Source organism: Egibacteraceae bacterium, assembly GCA_035540635.1.
In the GTDB taxonomy this organism is placed as follows: Bacteria; Actinomycetota; Nitriliruptoria; order Euzebyales; family Egibacteraceae; genus DATLGH01.
Genome location: DATLGH010000099.1, coordinates 17,082 through 37,852, shown reverse-complemented (window position 1 = coordinate 37,852; position 20,771 = coordinate 17,082). Strand labels below are relative to the sequence as shown.

Below are 20,771 nucleotides of genomic sequence, written 5' to 3'. Positions count from 1 at the left end.
CTACCTCGCGAGCTGTCCCCGCAACGCACCCGCGGGAAAGGCCTGGTTGTGCACGTTGACGTAGAAGCCGGCCGGGTTCTTGCGGATGGCGTCGATCAGCTGGAGATCGACGTCGTCCACGCACCCGCTCGAGAAGCCGTCGCTCGGGGCCGTCAAGCCGATGACGACCGGGCCGGCCGTCCCGGCTTCACCCACGTGGATGTGCGCTGCGGTCGCCCGGTCGATGTCGGCGACGGCGAGCTCGAAGCAGATCTCCCGCTGCCCTCTGTTCACGGTGACGAGCGCCGTCCCGGTGCCGTCGGGATCCCCAGGCCTCGGCACCTCCTCCGCGCCGGTCAGCGTCGCGCGCAACGGCCGCCCCCCGTGGTCGGCCCCCTGGACCTTTGCGGCGAGCACCGGCCCGGCAAAGCCGAGCGTCGCGAGTGCGGCGACAACCATGGTGACAAGAAACCTGCGCATGTGGGCCTCCCCCGAAAGAGTTGAGGACACGGACCCTACAGCGCGAAGGCCTCCCGGACCAGGCCTTGGAGGAAAATAGTGCTGGCGGGGGATTAAATGTCCGTATTCTGTCGACCGCTGTTTTATGACGCGGGCGGGTTCGCGACGGCACGAGCGCCTTCGGTCCCGCCCTTCCCGGCAGGAAGGGGCGGTCATGCAGCATGCAAAGCGGTCCTGGCGTTCACCGTCGCTTCCTCGCGACGTAGAAGCTGTTGGCGATGTCGCCCTCGACCTGCTGGACCCGCACGACGTCGAGGCCTGCCTCGTCGAGCATCGCGCGCGCCCGTTGCTCGCCCCACATGGTCCCGAGACCCATCCCGCCGAGGCCGAGGGACACCGACATGCAGTGCATCGTGCTCACCCCGTAGAGAAACGGTCCGAGCGGGTGGTCGAGGTTGTCCTCGACGTTGCTCGACGCGCCGATGTCGACCATGAGGAACGTGCCGTCGTCGCGCAGCGCCCGGGCAATCCCCGCAAGAACCCGGTCGGGATGAGCCTGGTCGTGGATGGTGTCGAAGGCGGTGATGAGATCGAACGCCGCGACGTCGGTGATCTCCGCCACGTCGGTCAGCACGAACGTCGCGTTCGCCAGCCCCAGGTCGGCCGCTTCGCGGCGTGCGCGCCCAACTGCCTCCTCGGAGAAGTCATAGCCGGTCACGCGACTGTGGGGAAACTCGCGCGCCAGCAGGTGCACCGCACGTCCGGACCCGCACCCGACGTCGAGCACGTCGATGCCCGCGGACAGCCGCTCGCGCATCCCGGGCATGAGGTCGAGCGTGCTCGTCAAGAGCGTGGCGTCGAAGACCTGACCGGAATCCTCCATCATGATCGCGTGGAAGCGCTCGTACGCGGAGTACGGCAGCCCGCCGCCCCGTCGGAAGCACTCGACGATGCCGTCCTCCACCTCGCCCATGCAGCTCACGTACTGCGTGAGCACCGCGATGTTGTCAGGCCCGGCGGCCCGCGTGAGGAACGCGGCGTGCTCGGCCGGTAGCGCGTAGGTGCCGTCCTCGGGTGCGTACTCCACGATGCCACCGACGGTCATCCCCGCCAGCCACTCCCGCACGTAGCGCTCGTCGAGACCCGCGGCCGTGGCGATCTGCTCGCTGGTCGAGTGCGGCAAGGCGGCAAGGGTGTCGAAGAGGCCGGTGCGATGGCCGATGCTGGTCAGCAGCGCGACGAAGCTGTGGTTCACCACGTCGAGCATCCGTTCGGCGAACTGCTCCGCCCGTGCCTCGTCGCGTGCGCCCGCCATCCGTCTGCTCCCGCTTCGCCCACGCCATGTGCTCGCCCCCCCGCCCCCCAGGGTGATGGTCGGTGAAGGGTACCGCTTGACGCGTGGCCATGGGCGCCCGGCGCCCGGCGCTCGAGCCGCGGGCATCCGCGCGCATGGAGCGCTGGTGGTCGGCGACGCAGCGGCGCTGCGCGACGGTGTCAGCCGTCGACCGGGCCGGCTCCCGCGACCGCCTCGCAGACGTGCAGGCGGGCCTGGAGGCCGGTTTCGTCGGCGAAGCGGACCTGCACGTCGTCGGCGAAGGACGCCACCGACGGGCCGGCGACCAGCGCCAGCGCGCAGCCGGCGAACCCACCGCCGGTCAGCCGCGCCCCGTAGCACCCGGCGACGTCCTCGGCGATCGCCACGATCGCGTCGAGCGGGCCGGAGGAGACCGCGAAGTCGTCCCGCAGGCTGCGGTGGCTTTCTGACACGAGCGCGCCCAGCCGCTCCGGGTCGCCCTCGCGCATCGCCGCCGCCGCGCGCGTCGTGCGGTCGTTCTCGCTGACGACGTGGCGGGCGCGCCGCAGCAGCAGGCCGTCCAGCGTCGAACCGCGCTCGTCGAGCATCGCGGTGGTGACGTCGCGGAGCGATCCCACCCCGAGCGCCCGTGCCGCCGTCTCGCACTCGCGCCGCCGGTCGTTGTAGCCGGACGAACCGAGCTCGCGGCGCGTGGAGGTGTCGAGCACGACGAGCCTCAGCCCCTCCGGCACCGGCACCGGCTCGACGTCGAGGGAGCGGCAGTCCACCAGCAGCGCGTGACCGGCGACACCGCCCGCCGACGCCAGCTGGTCCATGATCCCCGACGCGACCCCGACCCAGTGGTTCTCCGCCCGTCGGCACACCCCCGCCATCTCCACGGGATCCCACGGCCACCCACCGACGACGTGGAACGCCTGCGCCACGGCGAGCTCCAGCGCCGCCGAGGACGACAGGCCGGCGCCGACCGGCACGTCGCTGGCCAGCGCCCCCCGCCACCCCCGGATCTCCAGGCCCCGTGCTGCGAGGCTCCAGGCCACCCCCTGGACGTAGGACGCCCAGCCCTCGGCGCGCTCGTCCCACGATCCCAGGCGAAAGGCCGCATCGTCGCCGAACGCTTCGGAGGCCACACGGACGAAGCCGTCCTCCGCCGGCTCGAAAGCGAGGACGACCTCCCGGTCGATGGCCGCGGGCAGCACGAAGCCGTCGTTGTAGTCGGTGTGCTCGCCGATGACGTTGACCCGGCCGGGCGCGCGGACGGCGTGCGGAGGCGCCGAGCCGTACGCACGGCGGAACAGCTGCCGGGCCCGCAGCCTCGCCGGGACGGTGGTCACGCCTGCCCGCCGCCCGCAGTGGACCAGTGCACCGGTGACTGCTCACGCAGCCGCTGCGCCGCCTCCTCGGTGCTGACGTCGCGCTGGGGCTCCCCGAGCATCTCGTAGCCGACCATGTGCTTGCGCACCGTCGCAGAACGCAGCAGCGGCGGATAGAAGTGCGCATGGAGCTGCCAGTGCGGTGCGTCCCCGCCGGCACCGGGCGCGCCGTGCCACCCCATCGAGTAGGGGAAGGGGACCCCGAACAGGTTGTCGTAGCGGATGAGCAGGGCGCTGAGCGCCCCGGCCAGTGCATCCCGCCGCTCGTCGGACAGCTCGGGCAGCCGCTGCACGGGCGCACGGGGCACCACGAGCGTCTCGAACGGCCAGACCGCCCAGAACGGCACGACCACGAGCCAGTGCGCGTTGGCGGCCACGACGCGCTCGCCGCGCTGCGCCTCCACCTCGGCGTACTCGAGCAGGAGCGGCTTGCCGCGCTCCGTGTGCCAGCGGCCCTGACGCGCGTCCTCGTGCGCCGGCTCGTCGGGAACCGTGCGGGTCGCCCACAGCTGCCCGTGCGGATGGGGGTTGGATGCGCCCATCATGGCCCCGCGGTTCTCGAACAGCTGCACCCAGGGGTAGTCGGCCGACAGCTCCGCGACCTGCGAGGCCCACAGGTCGACCACGGACCTGACGTCGGCAGGCGGCATCATCGCCAGCGTGAGGTCGTGGCGGGGGGAGAAGCACAGCACCCGGCTCGTGCCCGGCTGACCCTGGGCACGAAGGAGCGGATGCGCCTCCTCGAGGCCCGCCGCGGTGTCGGGGACGAGCGCGGGAAAGTCGTTGGTGAACACGTAGGTGCGGTCGTAGGCCGGGTTGCGGGCACCGCCCGCCCGCTCGTTGCCGGGGCACAGGTAGCACTGCGGGTCGTACGCCGGTCGGGGTCCCTTCGGGTCCGCCTCGACCGCGCCCTGCCACGGGCGCCTGGTCCGCTCCGCCGAGATCAGCACCCACCGCCCGGTCAGGGGGTTGAACCGCCGGTGGGGTTGGTCGAGCAGGCTCAACGCCGCTCCGGCACGGGCCTCGGGGAGAACGAGGGCCCGTCGCAGCGCGGTCCGTCGGGACCCCACACCAGCGCGTCGACGCACATCCGTCGCGCCGTCCGCGCCGGATCCCATGCGTGGTAGACCATCCGGTGCCTGCCGTCGGGTCCGGTGACGACGCAGCTGTGGCCCGGCCCGAGGACCTGCCCCTCGACCGACCGCAGGACGACGGGCCCTTCCTCCTCCGGGTGGAGGTAGGGGCCGAGGGGATGGTCGGCGACGACGTACGACACGCCGTAGTCTCCGTGCTCCCACGCCCCTCCGGAGTACAGGCAGTAGTAGCGGTCGTCGTGCCGCACGACGAACGGGCCTTCGAGGGTGTACCAGTCGTAGACCTGGCCGTACATCGCACGCCGCGCGGCGAACAGCTGCCAGTCGGCGGTCGCCCTCGCGACCGTCCGCGGTGCGCCCTCGGCGCGCGTCATCTCCAGCAGCCGGTCGACGGCGAGCGACGTCCCGACACGCTCACCGTCGAGCAGGTCACGCGCGTAGAACAGGTACCACTGGCCGTCGACGTCCTGGAAGGGGTGGGGGTCGATGGCGAACCGCTCGTCGGGTGTGAGGACCGTCCCCGCGTCCACGAACGGTCCTTCCGGCGAGAAGGCCATGGCCACGCGCAGCGTGTGGTTGGTGTCCCCCACGCCGACGGAGTAGTACATGAAGTACCGCCCGCCCACGGCAGCGACCTCGGGGGCCCAGTAGTCCTGCGCCCCGGAATCGTGCAGCGGCTCGAGCGCGCCGCCGAGGCTCGTCCACCGCACGAGGTCGGTTGAGCGCAGGATCTCGAACACCCGCCCGCCGATGACGGAACCGGTCCCGTAGGCGTAGTAGACGTCGCCGACCCGCAGGACGAAGGGGTCGGCGAAATACCCCGGGTACACGGGGTTCGTAAAGGTCCGCGGCGCCATGCCGATCATCTTGACAGACGGCCTGGCAGGGCACTGACGGGCTATCGCGAAGGGCGATTGGCGAGTACGCTTGATGCGTAGGCACGGCGCCGGTATTGGGCGCCGGCCTAACGCGGGTTGCGGGAGCGGAGCAGAGCGAAGCGGAGCGAGAGGTGCATACCCAAGACCGGGTCCGTACTTTGTACGACGTGTTGTACGAAGAGGGCATCGTCGGCGTCCCGGACGCCTTGCCGAGGGGCTGGGCGCAAGACGCGCTGGACGACTTCCACGCCATCTACGCGCGGCAGCGCCGGATCCCGGACGGGACGGTCAACCGCGGACGCAACCGCCGCTACCTCGCCGTGCATCCCGAGAGCCTGCGCGGCTTCCTCGACCTCGCGACGCACCCGACGATCACGTCCTTGTGCGCGACGATACTCGGCCCGGACTGGCAGATCTGCGAGATCGGGTTCGACGTCCCCTTCCCGGGAGCGACCACCCAGCCCTGGCACAGGGACTTCGCGACCCCCGACGAGACACGGCACCGACGCCACCTGTCGTCGCTGGCGTTCAACTTCACGACCATCGACGTCACTCCGGACATGGCCCCGTTCGAGGTCGCCCCCGGCACACACTTCACCAACGGGGACGACTGGCGCTACGGGATGTTCCCCGTCGACCAGGGGCAGTTCGACCCCCTCGGCGTCCGGCGCCTGCCGCAACGCGGCGACATGAGCGTGCGCACGGGCCTTACCGTCCACAGGGGCACGGCGAACACCACCACGGTCGCGCGGCCGGTCCTCATCCTCGGCGCGGTCGATGGATCGGTCCAGACACCCGGTCACGACCTCGAGGTCACCCGCCGGTACTACGACGCGCTGCCGGCCGCGGTCCGCGACCATCTCCGCGTCACGAGGATCGTGGAGACCCTCGAGCCGATCCGCCAGCGCCACACCATCGAGGGCCTCGTCATGGGTGACGACTAGAGATGCGGTTCCCCCCGGACGGGCGCTGACCTGCGGCCACGGGCATCGGCTAGCGTGGGGACGTGACCGCGATCCCCGCTCCCGCAGCCGACCCCCGCCAGCTCGCCAAGGAGCTCGGGCTCACCGACGACGAGTACGACCGGGTCGTCGCGACGCTCGGGCGCGAGCCGTCGACCGCCGAGCTCGGCACCTACTCGGTGATGTGGTCCGAGCACTGCTCGTACAAGTCCTCACGGGTCTACCTCCGCGACCTGCCGACGGAGGGCGACGCGGTGCTCGTCGGCCCCGGCGAGAACGCCGGCGTCGTCGACGTCGGCGGGGGGCTGGCCGTCACCTTCAAGATCGAGAGCCACAACCACCCGAGCTTCGTCGAGCCCTTCCAGGGGGCGGCGACCGGCGTCGGCGGCATCATCCGCGACATCCTCACCATGGGCGCCCGCCCGATCGCCCTGCTCGACCCTCTGCGCTTCGGGGACCCCGCCGACCCGACGACGCGCTGGGTCGTCGACGGGGTGGTGCGCGGCGTCGGCCACTACGGCAACTCGGTCGGCGTGGCCACCGTCGGCGGGGAGACGGTCTTCGACCCCTGCTACGCGGGCAACCCGCTCGTCAACGTCCTGTGCGTCGGGGTGCTGCCGGCCGACCGCATCCAGCTCGCCCGCGCCGAGGCGCCCGGCGACGTCGCGGTGCTCATCGGCCAGCGCACCGGCCGTGACGGGATCGGCGGCGCGTCGGTCCTCGCCTCCGCCGAGTTCGGGGCGGGCGGGCTCGAGGAGGCGAAGCGGCCGAACGTCCAGGTTGGTGACCCCTTCGCCGGCAAGCTCCTCATCGAGGCGTGCCTGGAGCTCTACGCCGCCGACCTCCTGTCGGGCATCCAGGACATGGGCGCCGCGGGGATCGCCTGCTCGACCGCGGAGATGGCCTCGAAGGCCGGTCTCGGGATGCGCGTGGACCTCGACCTCGTGCCGCTGCGGGAACCGTCGATGCACGCCTGGGAGATCCTCTGTTCGGAGTCGCAGGAGCGCATGCTCGCGCTCGTGTCGCCCGAGCGGCTGCCGGCCGTGCTCGCGATCTGCGCGAAGTGGGGAGTGGACGCCACACCGATCGGCGAGGTCACCGACGGCGACCGGCTCGTGTTCTCCCATCGCGGCGAGGTCGTCCACGACGCGCCGGCCACCTCACTCGCCGACGAGGGGCCGGTGTACCAGCGCCCCGTCGCGGACTGGCTTCATCCCGGCGCGGGCGCCGACGTCGACGCCGAGCACCCGCCGGAGGACCTCCGGGCCGCGGTCATCGCCGTGCTGTCGAGTCCGAGCGTGGCGAGCGCCGCGTGGGTCTACGCGCAGTACGACTCCATCGTCGGGTCGGGCACCGTCGCCGGGCCGGGTGCGGACGCGGCCGTCGTCCGCCTTCCAGGTGCGGACCGTCGGGGGATCGCCGTGTCGACCGACGGCAACGGCCGCTGGTGCGTCCTCGACCCCGCCGAGGGCGCGCGCCTCGTCGTCGCCGAAGCCGCCCGCAACGTCGCCTGCTCCGGCGCACGACCGGTCGCGGCGACCAACTGCCTCAACTTCGGCTCGCCGGAGCGGCCCGAGATCATGGGCCAGTTCCGCGACACGATCCGGGGCATGGCCGAGGCCTGCGCGGCGCTCGGCACGCCGATCACCGGCGGCAACGTGAGCTTCTACAACGCCACGGGTGACGCCGCGGTGCATCCCACACCGGTCGTCGGTGTGCTCGGCGTCATCGACGACGTCACGCGGGCGGTTCCCGCCGGCTTCGCGGCGGCCGGGGACGACGTCTTCCTCGTCGGCGCGCGCACCCGCGCCGGCCTCGGCGGCTCGGAGTACCTGTGGAGGACCTCCGGGCGCATCGCCGGGAGGCCGCCCCGCGTCGACCTCGTCGAGGAGCGACGCCTGCACGGTCTGCTCGCCGCCGCGGCCGCTGGCGGCTTGCTCCGCAGCGCCCACGACGTCGGGGTCGGCGGGCTCGTGACGTGCCTCGTCGAGTGCTGCCTCGCCGCCGGCCTCGGCGCGGACGTCACCCCGGAGGACGCCGTCGCGGCGCACCAGTGGCTGTTCAGCGAGTCTCCCGGCCGGGTCGTCGCGAGCGTCGCCCCCGACGCCGCCGCGGCCTTCACCGCCCTGTGCAGCAACGAGGGGGTCCGCGCTTGCCGCCTCGGACGGGTCGTGGGGACCGGGGCGCTGCGCATCGCGGGCCTGCTCGACCTCGGGCTCGACGAGCTCGCCGCCGTGCACCGCGCCGCCCTGCCCGCCGCCCTCGGCCTCGCGGGACCGGAGGGCTGAGAGAGGGCCCGACAGCCCTTCCTCTAGCGGGCGGCGGGGCCGCCCGTGGTGGGGACGCCGCCGGCCTCCGACATCGTCTCCGTCTCCCCCGGAGGTGCGTCGTTGGGGTCGACCGCCCGCTCGATGGCGGCGAGGACGGTCTTGCGCTTCTTGTTCGCCGCCTCGTACTCGTAGAGGCGGCCGAGCTCGTCGGTCGACAGGTCCGGGATGGCGGCGAGGACGTCCGCGGCGGACCGGGAGGCGAGCGCCTCGGTGTGAGTCTCGGGCGCGCGCAGGTGTGACGGTCCCTCGGGCACCGGCTCCGACGGCGGGGACGACACCCGGGAGCGCTCGACCGCCTCGGTGACCGGAGCCTGCCCGACCTCCTCGAGCACCTCGCGCGCGGTCGCGGTGGGGGTCGACCGCTCCGACGACGGCCGTCGTTCGTCGCGCAGGCCCGTGGCGACCTGGTCGGCGAGCCGCGAGCCGGCGGCCATGGCCCTGGACGTCAGCGACAGGACGCCGGCGGCAGCCTTGCGCAGCAGGTTCGCGGCCATCATCCGTCGCTCCGGCGTTCGAGCTCGGCGCGCATCTCCTCCTGCTGGCGGCGGGCCGCCTCGACGGCCTCACCGGAGCTCTCGTCGGTCAGCCGGCCCTCCTCCCGGTCGGCCTTCGTGATGGCCTCGCGCAGCTCGTCGTCGGTGTGGTTGCTGTAGTCGGTCTTCGCCAGGGGGTCCTGCTGTCCCATCCGCTCCTCCAACAGCCGCTCGCTGTGTCCCGCCGGAGTACCCGCCGGTCGGCACCCCTAACCTGGCGCCGCCCGGTCGGCGGCTGGCGGCGACGCGGGGGGAGGCATCGCGCGCCGAGCCTACCGCCGGGGTCCGTCGGGACCCCTCGCCCCCCGGCGCGCGCCGGTAGACTGGGAGGGTCTTCCCCTCCACTCGAGCCCTGGTGACCCTCATGCCCGATCTGCGCACCGGCGCGCGCGACGAGTGCGGCGTCTTCGCCGTCTACGCCCGCGGGGAGGACATCGCAAAGCTCTGCTACTACGGGCTCTACGCCCTGCAGCACCGGGGGCAGGAGTCGGCGGGCATCGCGGTGTCCGACGGCCGGCACATCCTCGTCACGAAGGAGATGGGCCTGGTCGCGCAGGTCTTCGACGAGTCCCGCCTCGCCGGCCTCGACGGCCACCTCGGCATCGGGCACGTGCGCTACTCGACCACCGGCGCGTCGACCTGGGACAACGCCCAGCCGGCCTTCAAGGTGACCCCCAGCGGCGGAGCCATCGCGCTCGGCCACAACGGCAACCTCGTCGCGACCGGTGAGCTCGCCGCGGACCTCGGCGACGCCGGCCAGCGCTGCACGAGCGACTCCGAGCTGTTGACGACGCTGCTCGCCAGGGACGCGGCCACGTCCCTGGAGGACTCGATCGTGCAGGTCGCCTCCCGGTTGCGGGGCGCCTTCTCCGTGGTAGCCATGGACGAGTCGACGATGTTCGGCTTCCGCGACCCGCACGGCGTGCGCCCCCTCGTCATCGGGCGCCTGCCCCGCGGCGGCTATGTGCTCGCGAGCGAGACGTGCGCGCTCGACATCGTCGGCGCCCACCTCCTCCGCGAGGTCGAACCCGGTGAGATCGTGATCGTCGACGACGGGGGGCTGCGCAGCCGTCGCTACGCGGAGGCGACCCCGTCGCTCTGCGTGTTCGAGTACGTCTACCTCGCGCGCCCCGACCACCGCGCCGCCGCGGGCGACGGCTCCCCAGGCACGGGGACCGCCGTGACGAGCGTGTACGCCGCGCGCCACCGCATGGGCGAGCTGCTCGCCGGCGAGGCCGCCGTGGAGGCCGATCTTGTCATCCCGGTGCCCGACTCGAGCAGCGCGGCCGCCGCCGGCTACGCGAGGGCCTCGGGGATTCCCTACGCGGAGGCGCTCGTCAAGAACCGCTACGTCGGCCGGACGTTCATCCAGCCGTCCCAGTCCGTCCGCGAGCTCGGCATCCGCCTGAAGTACAACCCGCTGCGCGACATGATCGAGGGCCGGCGTCTCGTCGTCGTCGACGACTCGATCGTGCGGGGCAACACCTCCCGCCCGCTCGTGGCGATGCTCCGCCAGTCGGGAGCCAGCGAGGTGCACCTCCGCATCACCTCACCCCCCGTGCGCCACCCCTGCTTCTACGGCGTCGACATGGGCACCCGCGCCGAGCTCATCGCGTCGGGCCTGTCCATCGAGGAGATCCGCGACTTCGTCGGAGCCGACTCGCTGGCCTACCTGTCCCTCGACGCGATGGTCACGGCGACCGGGCGAGCGAAGGCGACCCTCTGCCGCGCCTGCTTCGATGGCGAGTACCCCATCCCGGTGCCGTTGGCGCAGCACGAGGGCACGCGGGTGCCTGCGGGCTCGTGAACGAGGAGGGGGCCACCTACGCGGCCGCGGGGGTGGACCTCGACGCAGCGGATGCCGCGGTGGAGGCCATCAAGCCTCACGTGGAGCGCACGCGCCGCCCCGAGGTGCTCGACGCGGTCGGGGGCTTCGGGGCGCTGTTCTCCTTCCCCGCGCGGCGCTACAAGAGCCCGGTGCTCGTGAGCGCCACCGACGGCGTCGGCACGAAGCTCGAGATCGCCCGGGCGCTCGACCGCCACGACACGATCGGCATCGACCTCGTCGCCATGGTCGTCGACGACCTCGTCGTGGCCGGCGCCGAGCCGCTGTTCTTCCTCGACTACATCGCCGTCGGGCGGCTCGAGCCGGCGCACGTCGCGCAGGTGGTCAAGGGAATCGCCGACGGCTGCGCCGTCGCCGGATGCGCCCTCGTGGGCGGGGAGACCGCTGCCCATCCCGGCGTGCTTCCCGCCGGTCAGTACGACGTCGCGGGTTTCGGCGTCGGCGTCGTGGAGCGCAAGCGGCTGCTCGGACCGCACCTCGTGCGACCCGGCGACGACGTCGTCGCCATGGCCTCCAACGGGCTGCACGCGAACGGCTACTCGCTCGTCCGGCGGATCGTCGAGGGGCTCGACCTCGCCGACGACCACGGCTTGAGGCTGCAGTCGCTCGGGGACGCGCTCCTGCGGCCCACGCGCATCTACGCGCCCGACTGCCTCGCGCTCGCGCAGGCGACCGAGGTCCACGGCCTCTGTCACGTCACCGGCGGCGGCATCCCCGGCAACCTCCCACGGGTGCTGCCCGGCGGGCTCGGCGCGGTCGTCGACACCGCGACGTTCACCCCACCCGACGTCTTCGCGTTCCTCGCAGAGCGGGGCGGCGTCGACCCCGCAGAGATGTGGCGGGTGTTCAACATGGGGGCCGGCATGCTCGCCGTCGTGCCCGCAGGCGAGAACGCCGTCGCGGTCCTGCGCGACCGGGGGGTCGACGCCTGGGTCTGCGGCAGCGTCACGGAGTCCGCCGGCGTCACGCTCGCCGGGATGGCGGCCTGACCGCCCCTGGTTCTGCGGCGGTCGGGGGGCCGCGCGTTCCGACCGCTCCGCCCCCCGCCTGGACTAGTCCCCTGAGGGGACCCCCGTCGCCTGTCCGGTGAGCAGGGCGTGCACCTCCGACGCGCGATAGCGCCGGTGGCCTCCCAGCGTCCTGATCGAGGAGAGCTTGCCCGCCTTCGCCCAGCGCGTCACAGTCTTGGGGTCGACGCGGAACAGCTTCGCCACCTCGGAGGGGGTCAAGAGGTCCTCATCCTGGTTGATCATCGTCGTCATCGTGCTCCCCTCCGAGCCGCGCTCGAGTCGTCGTCAAGAGCGTTACAGTCCACCGCGCACACCGTATAACTCCGTGCACTCGTCACATAGTGTAACCCCCGGTCGGGGGGAAGGGTATACCCAATCAGGTGATATCCGGTTGGACTCGCGGGCGGCACCACTCCCGGAAGGCCCGCACGACGACGGAGGAGCCCGTGGAAGGCCCGTTCAGCCTTCTCGACGGCCATGAGCAGGTGGTCTACGGAGGCGACGAGGGGGCCGGGCTGCGCTGCATCATCGCCATCCACTCCACCGCCTTGGGCCCCGGCTTGGGGGGGACCCGCTTCTTCCCCTACGCGAGCGAGGAGGAAGCCCTCGTCGACGTCCTGCGGCTGTCCCGGGCGATGGCGTACAAGGCCGCGTGCGCAGGCCTCGACCTCGGCGGCGGCAAGGCGGTCATCATCGGCGACCCCGCCCGGGACAAGACCGAGGCGCTCCTGCGGGCCTACGGGCGCGTCGTCGCCTCGCTGAACGGGCGCTACGTCACCGCCTGCGACGTGGGAACCTATCCGGCCGACATGTCGATCGTCGCCCGCGAGACGCGCTGGGCCACCGGCGCCGAGGTCGAGGAGGGCGGGTCGGGCGACTCGGGCGTGCTCACCGCCTACGGCACCTTCGTCGGGATTCGCGCATGCGTGGAGCGCGCCTTCGGGAGCTCCTCGCTCGCCGACCGGCATGTGGCGATACAGGGGGTGGGCAAGGTGGGCTACCGCCTCGCCGGCTACCTCGCCGGTGAGGGCGCGAAGCTCACCGTCGCCGACGTCGACGGGGCCGCCGCCGCCCGCTGCGCCGAGCGGTACGGGGCGCAGCTCGTCCCGGTCGACAGGGTCCACGCCGTCGACGCCGACGTGTTCAGCCCGAACGCGCTCGGCGGCGTGATCTCCGACGCGACGCTGCCCGAGCTCGCGTGCGCCATCGTCGCGGGAGCCGCGAACAACCAGCTGGCCGAACCGCGCCACGGCGAGGCCCTCGCCGACGCGGGCATCCTCTACGCGCCCGACTACGTCATCAACGCCGGGGGGCTCATCCAGGTCGCCGACGAGCTCCACCCCGGCGGGTACAGCGCCGAGCGCGCGGAGCGCCGGGTGGCCACGATCGCCGACCGCCTGCACGCCGTGTTCGCGCTCGCGGCCGAGGAGGGGTGCTCCACCGCCGAGGCCGCCGAGCGCTTCGCGGAGCGCCGCATGGCCAGCATCGGTCGGCTGAAGCGGTTCTGGCTGCCCCGCTGACGCACCGGCCGGCGCAGGCCCGGGATCCAGGGCTTGCCAATACCTTGGAAGGCAATATACTTCGGGTATGACGACGAGGCCGATGACCGAGCCGGCGTTCTTCGTGCTCACCGCGCTCGTGGACGAGCCGCGCCACGGCTACGGCATCCTCGGCGAGGTCGACGCACTGTCGGGCGGGCGGGTGGAGCTGAAGGTCGGCACCCTCTACGGGGTGCTCGACCGCCTCGTATCCGACGGCCTCGTCGAGCTCGACCGCGAGGAGATCCATGACGGGCGGCTGCGCCGCTACTACCGGCTGACCGAGCCGGGCAGCGAGGCGCTCGCCGCCGAGGCCGAGCGGCAGGCCGCCAACGCGCGTGTGGCTGCCAAGCGGCTGCGGGCGTGGCGGCCACAGCACGCGGGCGGCACCGCGTGAGCGAGCTCGAGCGCCGCTACCGCCGGGTGCTGCGGCTCCTGCCCGCCGCGTACCGGGGGGCGTGGGAGGAGGAGATGGTCGCCACCCTCCTCGCGAGGATGGCCACCGACGACCCGGAGGAAGCGGAGTACCGCGACTGCTGCGGGCGTCCGCCACGCTCGGAGGTGGCGAGCATCGTCGGGTTGGCCGTCCGGCTGCGCCTCGGGGGCATGGACGCCCCCCCGCGATCGCGGCTGTGGGGGCAGGCGGTCCGGCTGGCGGCCGTGGTGGCGCTGCTCGCCTTCGCGGTTCCCGCGGCGCGAGGTGGGTGGCAGCTGCTGTGGCACGCCGGCTGGCTGCCCTGGCCGGCGCTGCCCGCCGACGTCATGGACCTCACCCACCCGTGGGCGGGCTGGCAGGTGGCGGGGACCGTCGCATGGCTGCCGTGGGTCTTCGCCTACCTCGCCCTCGTGGCGGGCCGGCGGCGCTGGGCGGGCGCGCTCGCGGGGCTCGGCCTGCTGATGCCCTTCGCGCTCGATCTCCTCCTCGCGGTGGCGACCCCGGACCCGTTCCCGCCGACGTCGATGCCGTACACCTGGCTCATGGCCATCGTCGCCACCGGCGTCGTCGTGCTCGCGTTGGTCGCCGGGTTCCACCGTGACGCGCCGCCGCTGCGCCCGGGCCCGTGGCTGCTCGCCCTGGCTGCCGGAGTGGCCGCCGACACGGCGGTGACCTTCCTGGCCCTCGGCCGGCAGGTCGTCCACCACCATGCCCTCGACTTGCCCGGAATGTGGTCGATCGCCCTGGTGGTCGTCGGCGGCGCGCACCTCGCCGCCAGCGGGAGGCGCCGGCCCGCCAGGGCGCCGGAGTGGGCGCTCGCCCTCGCCCTCCTCGCCGCCACCCTGCTGGTCCTGCGGGTCGTGTCGCTCGTCGAGTACACCCTCACCGCCGGAGCGGCGTTCGAGCCGGGACTGGCGGTCCTCCACAGCGCCCAGGCGGTGGCGGTCCTCGCGGTGGGACTGCCCCTGGCGGTGCGCGCCGCCCGGTCCGTGGGCGCCGCCCCCCGCGTGCCGCCCGCCGCGGCGGCGCCGACCCCCTGAGGGCCTACATCCGGCGCTTGCCCCGGGGCATCGGGCCCTTCGGCAGGGGCACGTCGCGGTCGCCGAGCGCCTTCAGCCGGTTGTCGAGCGCCGGGAGGTCGCGGGGGCGCACGGCGCGCCGAAGCTTGGCGAGGTGCGCCTGGAGCTTGTCGAGGGGCACCTGCCCCTCGCCGTCGCCGACGCTGACCTCGTGCACGGGCGTGTCGCCCACCACCCGCGCGACCTTGCGGGCCTCCTGCCGGAGCAGGGAGCGCACCCGTGCGGGAGCGCCCTCGCCGACGAGGACGACTCCTGGCCGCCCGACCACCCGGTGCACGAACGCCTGCTTGCGCGTGAAGGCCACCGCCGGGGTGACGCGCCACTTGCCGCGCATGGTCTGCAGCACCGCTGCCGCAGCGCCGGGCTGACCCTCTATCGAGCTCAGCATCGCCTTCGAGGCCCGCCGGCCGAACACGGCGAGGGCCGTCATGAGGGCGAGGAGGACGCCAAGCACCGTCGCGCCGACCGGCCGATCGAGCAGCAGCCCCAGCCCGACGCACACGGCGAGCACCGCGAGGGGGATGCCGACGACGAGCGGCACGAGCTTCGGGTCGACCTTGCGGGTGTTCGAGAACGCCTGGCCCAGCTGACGCAGGCGAGTGGTGAAGGCGGCGAAGCGGTCGGAGGCCATAACGGCATCCTACGGGCGCCGCGGCCACGGTCGCGGCGCGACCGGCGGGCTACCAGGATCCACCGCCACCCCCGCCGAAGCCGCCGCCGGAGCCGCCACCCGAGCTGCTCGACGGCGAGTACGACAGGTCGGAACCGACGCTGTGCGAGAAGCTCGCCAGCCCGCCCGCGAGCGCGCCGAAGTCGTGGTAGCCGCCCGGGCTGACGTACCACGTGCCGACGCCCGTGGCCGCCGCCGTGCCGAGGTGCCTGAACGCTGCCGCCCACCGCTCGACCGCGCCGAACACCACCGCGTAGGGGAGGTAGGTCACGAAGAGGTTCTCCTGCTCGGCGAACTCCATGCGGCCGGCCTCCGCCGTCCTGATGAACTCCCGGAACCCCAGCGTCTCGGCGAGCAGGCGGCTTCCCTCCGGCGTGCGGTGGGGCATCCACCGGTGCGCGAGCGTGAGGACGAGCGCCGCGGCGACGAGGGGCACGACCGCGAGCGCCGCGGTCGTGTAGAGCGAGGCGAGCACCGCGAGCCCGCCCGTCACGACGAGCGCCACGATCCCGAGGCCGAGCCACAGCGTCCGGGTGTGCTCGGGACTGCGGGGGAACCAGCCGCGCGCCACCGCGTCGGTGTAGAGCCGCTTGCTCACCTTCTCGTAGTCGGAGGCGAACGAGCCTTTGAGGTCGGACAGCTCGACGCGGTGGCCCTCTTTGAACAGCGCGCCGAGCAACGTGCGCTCGTAGTCGAGCAGTCCGGCGTCGACCTTGTCGGTGCGCTTCAGGGTCCAGTCGCGCTTGCGCCCCAGCAGGCCCTTGCGCGTCTCCTCGATGGTGAGGTAGCCGCGGACGGCGAGGTCAACGATCGTCGCGCTCACGTCGACGGGGTCGACGCGCTCGTCGACGACCACCCCGAGCTGCGCAGGTCGCAGGTCCTCGGGAGGGCGGTAGCGCACCGGCGTCGGCCGCGGTCCGATCAGGCTGCGCCGGGCCGGTGCGTCTTGGTCGGGCCGGCCGTCGACCGTGAGCCCGCCCCTCGTGCCCTGGTCGCGGCCCTGCCGGTAGGCGAGGAGCCCGACTGCGCCGAAGCCGAGCAGGGAGGTGAGGGCGGCTAGCGGGACAGCGGCGGGGCTTCCGGTGAGCGAGCGTCCGAGGTCCCACTGCTCGATCAGCATCGGCGGTGGCACGTCGACGGCTCCCGCCGCGAACCCGACCGTGACGGTCATGCCCTCCTCGGGTGCCAGCTCGCCCGTCGCGAAGGTGACGCTCCCGCCGGCGGGCGCGACGGGAGTCTCCTCGCAAGATTGCGAGGAACCCTGCGGGCCGCGGGAGCACGACGCTCGGAGGATCTCCGGTCCCTCGACCACCGCGTGCGCCCGGCGGATCGGCACGGGCCAGTCGTCGCCCGTGGCGTTCCACGCGAGCTCGGCGACGTCGTCGAAGCGGTTCAGCGCGCCCCGTACCTCGTAACTGATGCGGTACTCCTGCCGCCCGGTGACGGTAACGTCGGGGTCGCCGATGCGGATACGCACGTTCGCCTCGCCGAGGCGGTTGGGGCGGGTGATCTCGGTGTCGGCGGGGGCGGTGGAGGTCACGCGGATCCCGGAGATGTCGATCGCCCGGAGGAAGTCCTGGGGGTCGAGGCCGGCCGGCACCTGCGCGCGCTCCTCGTCGGTGGACAGCCGGTAGCGGGCGGGGATGACGCGGAAGATGCCGTGGCGCTCGAGCCCCTGGAAGTCGACCGCGATGACCTCGGTCACCTCCACGGCGGCGTCGGGGCGGACCCGGATGGTCGTGTCGAAGCGGTCGATCACCCAGCCGGTGTCCTGCGCGGTTGCGGGAGCGGCGAGGAGCACCAGCGGCAGGGACGCGAGCAGCGCGAAGACGGCACGGCGGCTGCCCGTCATGGCCGGAACCCCGCCGCGGGCGCGTGGGCGGCGTCGGCGTCGGCCTTGAAGTACTCGGCCGGCCGGAACCCGAGCGGCCCGGCGACGAGCATCGTGGGGAACCGCTGGATCGCCGTGTTGAGCCGCTCGACGAGCGCGTTGTAGTAGCGCCGGGCGAACGAGATGTCCTCTTCGAGCGTGACGAGGTCGCGCTGCAGGGAGAGGAAGCTCTCGCTCGCCTTGAGGTCGGGGTAGGCCTCGGCGACGGCGAACAGCCGCTGCAGGGCGCCTTCGAGCAGGTCGTCCGCGCGGCCCGACGCGCGTGGACCCTCCGCCTGCACCGCTCGGGTGCGCGCGTCGGTCACCGATGCGAGCACCTGCTGCTCGTGGAGCTGGTAGCCCTTCACCGTCTCGACGAGCTGGGGGACGAGGTCGGCGCGGCGGGTGAGCTGCACGTCGATGCCCGACCATGCCTCCTCCACCTTGTTGCGGGTCGCGACGAGGCGGTTGTAGACGGCCGCAAGCCACACGAGCACGGCCGCGACGAGCCCAACGACGACCCAGGTCTCCACGCCCCGCCTCCCGGCATCCCGACCGTGTCCGGTCTGTCCAGCCTACGCCGTCGCGCTCGCCGGCGTGGCGGCGCGCTGCGGGCGGCGTGGCGGGGGTTACCCGGCGAGGCGCACGACGAGGTCGGCGCGCGGGCGGGTGGCGGCGATGAGCTCGGCGTTGGCCTGGTCGCTGCCATGGGCCCACGCGAGCGCCTGCTCGGGGGGCTTTCCGTGCTGCTCGTGGCGGCGGGCGAGCCGCGCGAGCCGGGCGTCGTCGGGGGCGTCGAGGTACCACGTCTCGTCGAGCAGGCCGCCGACGCCCGCCCACGGCCCGCGGTCGAGCAGGAGGTAGTTGCCCTCCGTGACCACGAGGGCGACCTCACGGGGGACCGGCAGGGCAGAGCCGATCGGCTCCTCGAGGTCGCGGTCGAAGTCGGGAGCGTAGACGACGGCCTCGTCACCGGCGCGCAGCCGGCGAAGGAGGTGCGCGAAGCCGCCGGCGTCGAAGGTGTCCCAGGCGCCCTTTCGCCCCTGCCGACCGAGGGCCCGCAGGGCCTCGTTCGACAGGTGGAAGCCGTCCATCGGCACGAGGACCGCCTTGTGCGGCCCGAGGGCCGCGACGAGCGCCGCGGCGACGGTCGACTTGCCGGCGCCGGGGGGGCCGGTGACGCCGAGCAGGCGCCGCTGCCCGGGCACGGCGAGCGCCCGTGCCCGCTCGACGAGGTCGGTCATCCGCATCGTCGCCTCAGGCGGCCCCCCGCCCCGCGGGGGCCGGCCGAGCTGGGCGCGCCGCGGCGGGTCGGCGCCGGGCCGCGTGCAGGTGTCGGCGGCCACGGCCGCCGCGGCGTCGAGCAGCGCGGCCAGGCCGTCCGTGCCGAGGGCGCCGACCGCCTCGCGGTCGAGCGCGGCGTGGTCGTGGAGGTGGGCGAGCACACCCGCCGTGAAGGCGTCGCCGGCGCCGACGGTGTCGACGACCGCCACGGGCGGGGCGCCGACCCGCGCCGCGCCGGCGGGTGTCGTCGCGCGGGCGCCTTCGCCGCCGGCGGTCACGACGACGAGCCGCACGCCGGCGGCCAGCCAGCGGGCGACGACGTCCTCCTCGGCGACGCCGGGGTACAGCCACGCGAGGTCCTCCTCGCTCGCCTTCACGACGTCGACGAGCGCCACCTGCCGCTCGAACCGCCGCCGGTACGCGTCGCGGTCGGCGACGAGCCCGGGGCGCACGTTCGGGTCGAGGGTGACGAGCCGCCGCCCGGACTCCCGGCGAAGCAGGCCCTCGAGGGTCGAGGCGACCGGCTCGAGGACGAGGCCGAGCGAACCGACGTGGAGCGCCGAGCCGTCAGGCAGCGCGCCGCCGCCCGGGAGACCGGCGAGGTGGCTGGGCAGCAGGCCCCGGTCGGCGGCCTCGGCGGCGTGGAACGCGTAGGTCGCCTGCCCCTCGACGAGGTGGACGATCGCAAGCGTCGTGAGGTCGTCGGTGGGCAGGACGTAGCGTGCCGACACCCCGGAGGCGGCGAGGTGCTCGCGAAGCAGCCCGCCGAAGCGGTCCGTCGACAGGCGCCCGAGGAAGGCCGTCGGCACGCCGAGGCGCCCGAGGCCGACCGCGACGTTCAGGCACGAACCGCCGGGGTGGGGCTCGTAGGCGCGGCCACCGCGCACGGTCGTCGCCGGTGTGAGGTCCACGAGCGCGTCCCCGGCGACGACGACGGCTGGGGTCGTCTCGCCGGCGGCTGGGGTCGTCTCGCCGGCGGCTGAGCGCATTCTGGGCTCCTGGGCTGGCGCGCACGCGTTGGGACGACGTCGCGGCCGACGCTCGGAGGTCGAGCAGACGGGGAGGAGGATAGCCGCCCCCGGGCTCGCGCCCCCCAGGCAGCGGGAGGCGGCCACGTGCGCGTGGACCGACCACCACCTACCGTTGGGGCGTGCGGTCCCCGCCTCCCCGGCGTCTCGTCGCCCTGAGCGTGCTCGTCTGCCTCGTCGTGGCGGGCTGCTCCTCTGCGCCCGCGACCGAGCCGGCCGCGGGCGACGTCGTGGACGGCGACGCGGTGGCACCCGGTGGAGCAGGGGCGCCGGCGGAGGTGCACGGCCCCGCGGATGCGCCGCCGACCCGGGCGGCGCCGGAGCCGGCCCCGGCGGCGCCGGCCCAGCCGGACTCGGCCGAGCCCCCCGCCGCGGCGGCCGTCCGCCCGGCGTGGCTCGGCACGCGGGTGCTGCCGCGGCGCCCCGACGGCTTCGGCGAGATCCAGCCGACCCCGCCGGAGCTCGCCGACCGCCGGCTGCCCCCGCCCCCCGGCGGCTTGCCTGCCCCTGCGACGGACGCGTTCGCCGGCACGATCGAGCCGGCGAACGACGCCGTGCTCGCCCGCTCGACGTGGTCGCCCGGGTGCCCCGTCGCCCGCGAGGAGCTGCGGTACCTCACCGTCACCTTCTGGGGGTTCGACGACCGCCCGCACGCCGGCGAGCTCCTCGTGCACGCCAGCGTCGCCGACGCGATGGTCGGCGTGTTCCGCCGGATCTACGAGGCGCGCTTCCCCATCGAGGAGATGCGCGTGGTCGCGGCGCACGAGCTCGACCTGCCCCCGACCGGTGACGGGAACAACACCACGGCGTTCGTGTGCCGCTCGACAGTGTCGTCGGGCTCGTGGTCGCAGCACGCCTACGGCCTGGCCGTCGACATCAACCCGTTCCACAACCCCTACGCGCGCGGTGACGTCGTCCTGCCCGAGCTCGCCTCCTCCTACGTCGACCGCGCTCACCACCGCCCCGGGATGATCCAGCCCGGTGACGCGGTCACCACCGCGTTCGCAGGCGTCGGCTGGCCGTGGGGCGGCAACTGGCGCAGCGCGAAGGACTGGATGCACTTCTCCGCCAACGGCCGCTGACCCGGGGG

20 protein-coding genes are annotated in these 20,771 nt (G+C 73.7%); 8 read left to right on the top strand and 12 right to left on the bottom strand.

Annotation, left to right across the window (positions count from 1 at the left end; translation table 11 throughout):
• From VM324_15280 to VM324_15260, 5 genes are all read right to left on the bottom strand, one after another.
• Entirely contained in the window at nt 1-459 is a 459-nt protein-coding gene (locus tag VM324_15280) for a CHRD domain-containing protein (GenBank protein ID HVM00651.1), read from the bottom strand.
• A 220-nt stretch (nt 460-679) separates the two neighbouring features.
• Nucleotides 680-1,753, bottom strand: coding sequence for a class I SAM-dependent methyltransferase (locus tag VM324_15275; GenBank protein HVM00650.1), 1,074 nt, complete (start codon nt 1,751-1,753; stop codon nt 680-682).
• Nucleotides 1,754-1,932: 179 nt separating this feature from the next.
• Complete coding sequence (gene galK, locus VM324_15270; GenBank protein HVM00649.1) at nt 1,933-3,084, bottom strand: galactokinase; 1,152 nt, start codon at nt 3,082-3,084, stop codon at nt 1,933-1,935.
• On the bottom strand, nt 3,081-4,127 hold the full coding sequence (locus tag VM324_15265) for a UDP-glucose--hexose-1-phosphate uridylyltransferase (protein ID HVM00648.1): 1,047 nt from the start codon (nt 4,125-4,127) through the stop codon (nt 3,081-3,083). Before VM324_15265 ends, galK begins: the two co-directional genes overlap by 4 nt.
• Nucleotides 4,124-5,074 carry a glycoside hydrolase family 43 protein gene (locus VM324_15260; protein HVM00647.1) on the bottom strand — a complete coding sequence of 317 codons (951 nt, stop codon included), beginning with the start codon at nt 5,072-5,074 and terminating at the stop codon, nt 4,124-4,126. The genes VM324_15265 and VM324_15260 overlap by 4 nt, the downstream gene beginning before the upstream one ends.
• A 188-nt stretch (nt 5,075-5,262) precedes the next feature.
• On the opposite strand from VM324_15260, the gene VM324_15255 reads away from it, so the two are divergent.
• Together VM324_15255 and purL are read left to right on the top strand one after the other, a co-directional pair.
• A complete protein-coding gene (locus VM324_15255; GenBank protein ID HVM00646.1) occupies nt 5,263-6,039 on the top strand; it encodes a phytanoyl-CoA dioxygenase family protein in 777 nt (258 codons plus the stop codon).
• A gap of 62 nt (nt 6,040-6,101) precedes the next feature.
• Entirely contained in the window at nt 6,102-8,345 is a 2,244-nt protein-coding gene (gene purL / locus VM324_15250) for a phosphoribosylformylglycinamidine synthase subunit PurL (protein ID HVM00645.1), read from the top strand.
• A gap of 23 nt (nt 8,346-8,368) precedes the next feature.
• Here purL and VM324_15245 read toward each other — a convergent pair whose 3' ends face one another.
• Nucleotides 8,369-8,884 (bottom strand): hypothetical protein, encoded by a 516-nt coding sequence (locus VM324_15245; protein HVM00644.1) that lies wholly within the window; start codon nt 8,882-8,884, stop codon nt 8,369-8,371.
• On the bottom strand, nt 8,881-9,072 hold the full coding sequence (locus VM324_15240; protein ID HVM00643.1) for a hypothetical protein: 192 nt from the start codon (nt 9,070-9,072) through the stop codon (nt 8,881-8,883). The genes VM324_15245 and VM324_15240 overlap by 4 nt, the downstream gene beginning before the upstream one ends.
• A gap of 212 nt (nt 9,073-9,284) precedes the next feature.
• Between VM324_15240 and purF the strand changes: the two genes are divergently transcribed.
• Both purF and purM read left to right on the top strand, forming a co-directional pair.
• Nucleotides 9,285-10,727: an amidophosphoribosyltransferase gene (gene purF, locus VM324_15235; GenBank protein HVM00642.1), complete on the top strand. Its 1,443-nt coding sequence runs from the start codon at nt 9,285-9,287 to the stop codon at nt 10,725-10,727.
• A complete protein-coding gene (purM, locus tag VM324_15230; protein ID HVM00641.1) occupies nt 10,724-11,755 on the top strand; it encodes a phosphoribosylformylglycinamidine cyclo-ligase in 1,032 nt (343 codons plus the stop codon). Before purF ends, purM begins: the two co-directional genes overlap by 4 nt.
• Before the next feature lie 63 nt (nt 11,756-11,818).
• On the opposite strand, the gene VM324_15225 is transcribed toward purM, so the two are convergent.
• Entirely contained in the window at nt 11,819-12,028 is a 210-nt protein-coding gene (locus VM324_15225) for a BldC family transcriptional regulator (GenBank protein ID HVM00640.1), read from the bottom strand.
• Nucleotides 12,029-12,222: 194 nt separating this feature from the next.
• Here VM324_15225 and VM324_15220 point away from each other — a divergent pair, with 194 nt between their 5' ends.
• The 3 genes from VM324_15220 to VM324_15210 all read left to right on the top strand — a co-directional run bounded on the left by VM324_15220 (nt 12,223) and on the right by VM324_15210 (nt 14,790).
• A complete protein-coding gene (locus VM324_15220; protein HVM00639.1) occupies nt 12,223-13,296 on the top strand; it encodes a Glu/Leu/Phe/Val dehydrogenase dimerization domain-containing protein in 1,074 nt (357 codons plus the stop codon).
• A gap of 67 nt (nt 13,297-13,363) precedes the next feature.
• The gene (locus VM324_15215) at nt 13,364-13,711 is read left to right on the top strand and encodes a PadR family transcriptional regulator (protein ID HVM00638.1); all 348 of its coding nucleotides are present in this window, start codon (nt 13,364-13,366) and stop codon (nt 13,709-13,711) included.
• Nucleotides 13,708-14,790: a hypothetical protein gene (locus tag VM324_15210; GenBank protein HVM00637.1), complete on the top strand. Its 1,083-nt coding sequence runs from the start codon at nt 13,708-13,710 to the stop codon at nt 14,788-14,790. Before VM324_15215 ends, VM324_15210 begins: the two co-directional genes overlap by 4 nt.
• 4 nt (nt 14,791-14,794) lie before the next feature.
• Here the strand turns inward: VM324_15210 and VM324_15205 are convergent, their stop codons facing one another.
• The 4 genes from VM324_15205 to VM324_15190 all read right to left on the bottom strand — a co-directional run bounded on the left by VM324_15205 (nt 14,795) and on the right by VM324_15190 (nt 19,642).
• Nucleotides 14,795-15,460, bottom strand: coding sequence for a DUF4191 domain-containing protein (locus VM324_15205; GenBank protein HVM00636.1), 666 nt, complete (start codon nt 15,458-15,460; stop codon nt 14,795-14,797).
• Between the two features lie 49 nt (nt 15,461-15,509).
• On the bottom strand, nt 15,510-17,351 hold the full coding sequence (locus VM324_15200) for a DUF2207 domain-containing protein (protein ID HVM00635.1): 1,842 nt from the start codon (nt 17,349-17,351) through the stop codon (nt 15,510-15,512).
• On the bottom strand, nt 17,348-17,902 hold the full coding sequence (locus VM324_15195; GenBank protein ID HVM00634.1) for a LemA family protein: 555 nt from the start codon (nt 17,900-17,902) through the stop codon (nt 17,348-17,350). The genes VM324_15200 and VM324_15195 overlap by 4 nt, the downstream gene beginning before the upstream one ends.
• A 96-nt stretch (nt 17,903-17,998) precedes the next feature.
• Nucleotides 17,999-19,642 carry a nucleoside/nucleotide kinase family protein gene (locus VM324_15190; GenBank protein HVM00633.1) on the bottom strand — a complete coding sequence of 548 codons (1,644 nt, stop codon included), beginning with the start codon at nt 19,640-19,642 and terminating at the stop codon, nt 17,999-18,001.
• Nucleotides 19,643-19,803: 161 nt separating this feature from the next.
• Here VM324_15190 and VM324_15185 point away from each other — a divergent pair, with 161 nt between their 5' ends.
• Nucleotides 19,804-20,763 carry a M15 family metallopeptidase gene (locus VM324_15185; protein ID HVM00632.1) on the top strand — a complete coding sequence of 320 codons (960 nt, stop codon included), beginning with the start codon at nt 19,804-19,806 and terminating at the stop codon, nt 20,761-20,763.
• Nucleotides 20,764-20,771 lie beyond the last annotated feature (8 nt).

Excerpts from the sequence above, each read along its gene's own strand:
- purF (HVM00642.1), top strand. The coding sequence starts at position 9,285 with ATGCCCGATCTGCGCACCGGCGCGCGCGACGAGTGCGGCGTCTTCGCC.
- VM324_15280 (HVM00651.1), bottom strand. The coding sequence starts at position 459 with ATGCGCAGGTTTCTTGTCACCATGGTTGTCGCCGCACTCGCGACGCTC.
- VM324_15240 (HVM00643.1), bottom strand. The coding sequence starts at position 9,072 with ATGGGACAGCAGGACCCCCTGGCGAAGACCGACTACAGCAACCACACC.
- VM324_15215 (HVM00638.1), top strand. The coding sequence starts at position 13,364 with ATGACGACGAGGCCGATGACCGAGCCGGCGTTCTTCGTGCTCACCGCG.
- VM324_15275 (HVM00650.1), bottom strand. The coding sequence starts at position 1,753 with ATGGCGGGCGCACGCGACGAGGCACGGGCGGAGCAGTTCGCCGAACGG.
- VM324_15205 (HVM00636.1), bottom strand. The coding sequence starts at position 15,460 with ATGGCCTCCGACCGCTTCGCCGCCTTCACCACTCGCCTGCGTCAGCTG.
- VM324_15200 (HVM00635.1), bottom strand. The coding sequence starts at position 17,351 with ATGACGGGCAGCCGCCGTGCCGTCTTCGCGCTGCTCGCGTCCCTGCCG.
- VM324_15260 (HVM00647.1), bottom strand. The coding sequence starts at position 5,074 with ATGGCGCCGCGGACCTTTACGAACCCCGTGTACCCGGGGTATTTCGCC.
- VM324_15225 (HVM00640.1), bottom strand. The coding sequence starts at position 12,028 with ATGACGACGATGATCAACCAGGATGAGGACCTCTTGACCCCCTCCGAG.
- VM324_15245 (HVM00644.1), bottom strand. The coding sequence starts at position 8,884 with ATGATGGCCGCGAACCTGCTGCGCAAGGCTGCCGCCGGCGTCCTGTCG.
- VM324_15190 (HVM00633.1), bottom strand. The coding sequence starts at position 19,642 with ATGCGCTCAGCCGCCGGCGAGACGACCCCAGCCGCCGGCGAGACGACC.